We start from the raw sequence: 2,816 nt of genomic DNA on the forward strand, positions 1-2,816 counted from the left end.
CTTTCGCCTTTCCAGCGCAAGGGCTTCACTACGCAATCGATCCAGCGTTTGCGGCTGCCGGGATCCCCTGGCCTGGACCTGTTCCAGTCTGGCCTGTGTGTCGGCCAGCGTTTTATGAAGGGAGCGAATACGGGCTTGCTGGTCGGGATCGGCTTGATTGGCCAAACTCTCCAGGCTGGCACTCAGATCCTTGCCCCGCGCTGAGAGATCCATTTTGCTTTGATCGGCGAACGGCTTCTGCATGCCGGCGAGTTTGTCTTCAAGCGCTCCCCCGAACACCCGCAGATCATGACCGTGGCGATCCAGCTTTGCCGCCATGGTGCGAAGAGACACGACACGCCCCGCCGCCCTCTGCGCCTCCGGAGCCTCCATGAAGCCCAACAGATAGGCCATTCGCGGTTGAGTCAAGGTGCGGCTGTCGGCAAGAAACCAGTCAACCCCGGTCTCCCTGGCATCTTCCACCAGGGTTTTGTAGGCGCCCTGTTCGCGAATCTTGCCGGCAAGTTTACGAAGCGTGACCCGTTCACTCTCGAACGCAGCGTTGGCCGCAAGGTAGGCTTCTCCAGCCTGCCCGAGATAGCCGGAGAGATCGTAGCCGCGCCCCATCCCTATCCATGCGTCGGCAACTCCCGGGTAGGCTAAAGGATATTTCCTGGCTCGATGCCAGCTCTGCATAGCGGCCCGGTGATTGCCTTTTTCTGTCAGCGCCAAGCCGTGAAGGTAAAGGGCCCGCGGCGTGTTGAAACTGTCGAGATCGACCTCCTCCAGAAAGCCGATCGCTTTATCGAATTCGCCGTGCTGGTAGGCAAGGTAGCCCGCACGTACCAACAGATTATTCTCCAGATGCTGGCTACGCTCGGAATCGGCGTCACCATCGGACATGGCTAACGCAACCCGCAGAGCAACCAGCGCTCTGGCCGGGTTAAGATCGGATTTCGCGTAATCACTGGCAAGATTGAGGTATCCCAGAGCCGCCCAGTAGCCCTCTTTCATACCGGCCAGGATGCGCCCGGCCTCATCTGTGCGGCCTTCGGCTCGTGCCTTCTCAGCGTCTTCATAGAGCGCTTGCTGTCGTCTGTCCCCAAGATCCACGCCGACTTCTCCAGCCTGCCGGAATTGCTTGAGACCAGAAAGGACCTCGTCCGGCATCGCCGGGGTGGTCGCCCCGGAAAAACCGGAAACAGTCAGAGGCAACACAAACAGCAGGACCCGGAACATCATGGCGCCCTACTCCCACTCCATGAACGAAACCCGGGGTTCGTAATCGGGCGCCCGGGCTTCCAGGCTCATCTGCAAACGGAGTACGCCGGGGCGTTTTCTGAACCTATGGGTGGATTCCCGTCGCACGAAATCATCATCGGCAGAGCGAGCGGTAATCACCGTTTTCAACTCATGCTCGCCGTTTTCCAGGTTCCCGGTGAACAACTGCTGGATGCCGCCGCGTTCAAGCGATGTCCGCTCTCTATCGGAATACAGGTGGGAAGCGACAGGTTGGCCATTCACGAAGAGCTCGACGGAATCAATATCGAGCGCATCCCGGCTTTGAAGTGTCAGAAAAACTGCCAGTCTGGTATTGGCTGGATGCAGGACCTTCTGCTCAAGGTTGAAGACGCGCTCCGAATGACTGGCGACCTCCGCACTCAAGCGTTCGAGTTCCTCGTCAAGCACGTCGGCGGCTGCAACCGAGACAGCCAGCAATGACAGAACCACCGCACCGAAGCGAACTAACCTTTGGTGTTCTATCCGGCGCCTTTGTGATTGTTGTGAGCCGAACATAAGCCTCCTGCCTTTGTAGCCTCTGTAACTCATGCAAACTTCTGTAACAGATCAGCAGAAAGCGTAACACTTGGTAACCGCCAAGAACGGTATACAGATCACCAAATGGAAAACGCACAGCGAAAGCTTAAGCGGTCGGAAGAGTGGGGAGAGTGTCGAGTTATTTGACAGAGTCAGGAGGGAGATCGGGGCGCCAGGAAGGCTTAGCGGATAAGTTGAATTTTAAACGACTGTTTTAGCAGCTTTTAAATCAACTGGCCCTGTATTTGCTCACTGGAAAGCGGCGGGAGTGCCTTCAGGCAACCCCGCTTGATATGCCGAGCTTTGCCGATGCCCTCAACCGCATCGGCTTTTTTTATTTACTCAGCTGCTTCATGGCCGACTCAAGGCCTTCAACGGTTAACGGGTACATGTGATCGTTAACGAGCTGCCTGGTCATACCCAACGAACCACCGCTACCCCAGTAACTCTCCGGGAGCGGATTGATCCAGACGACCTTACGGAAGTGCTCGGTGATGCGCTGGAACCAGGTGGCGCCTGCTTCCTCGTTCCAGTGCTCAATCGAGCCACCGGGATGGGAGATCTCATAGGGTGCCATGGTCGCGTCGCCGACAAAGATCACTTTGTAGTCCGGCGTGTACTTGTGAAGAATGTCCCAGGTGCTGGTGGTTTCGTTCATCCGGCGGATATTGTTCTTCCAGACACTCTCATAGATGAAATTGTGGAAGTAAAAATATTCCATGTGCTTGAACTCAAGCCGTGCGGCGGAGAACAGCTCCTCACAGACACGAACATGAGGATCCATGGAACCGCCCACATCGAAGAAGATCAGCACTTTTACCGCGTTATGCCGTTCGGGCACCATCTTCAGGTTCAGGTATCCGGCATTGCGAGCCGTGGAACGGATCGTGTCGTCCATGTCCAGTTGGTCCGCCGCGCCCTGGCGGGCAAACTTCCGCAGGCGGCGCAGCGCCACCTTGATGTTGCGGATGCCGAGGGTCACGCTGTCGTCCAGATCCTTGAACTCGCGCTTTTCCCAG

3 protein-coding genes are annotated in these 2,816 nt (G+C 57.0%); all 3 read right to left on the bottom strand.

Annotated elements, in window-relative coordinates:
- The coding region (locus B2W52_RS13840; RefSeq protein WP_286803599.1) for a tetratricopeptide repeat protein at nt 1–1,221 on the bottom strand (1,221 nt) is incomplete at its 3' end.
- A gap of 6 nt (nt 1,222–1,227) precedes the next feature.
- A complete protein-coding gene (locus B2W52_RS13845; RefSeq protein ID WP_273069828.1) occupies nt 1,228–1,776 on the bottom strand; it encodes an AraC family transcriptional regulator in 549 nt (182 codons plus the stop codon).
- Between the two features lie 355 nt (nt 1,777–2,131).
- Nucleotides 2,132–2,816: VWA domain-containing protein (locus B2W52_RS13850; protein ID WP_286803601.1), on the bottom strand; the 685-nt coding region annotated here is incomplete at its 5' end.

The organism is Marinobacter sp. UBA2498 (assembly GCF_002341575.1).
In the GTDB taxonomy this organism is placed as follows: domain Bacteria; phylum Pseudomonadota; class Gammaproteobacteria; order Pseudomonadales; family Oleiphilaceae; genus Marinobacter; species Marinobacter manganoxydans.

Coding starts and splice junctions, on each gene's coding strand:
- B2W52_RS13845 (WP_273069828.1), bottom strand. CDS start 1,776: ATGTTCGGCTCACAACAATCACAAAGGCGCCGGATAGAACACCAAAGG.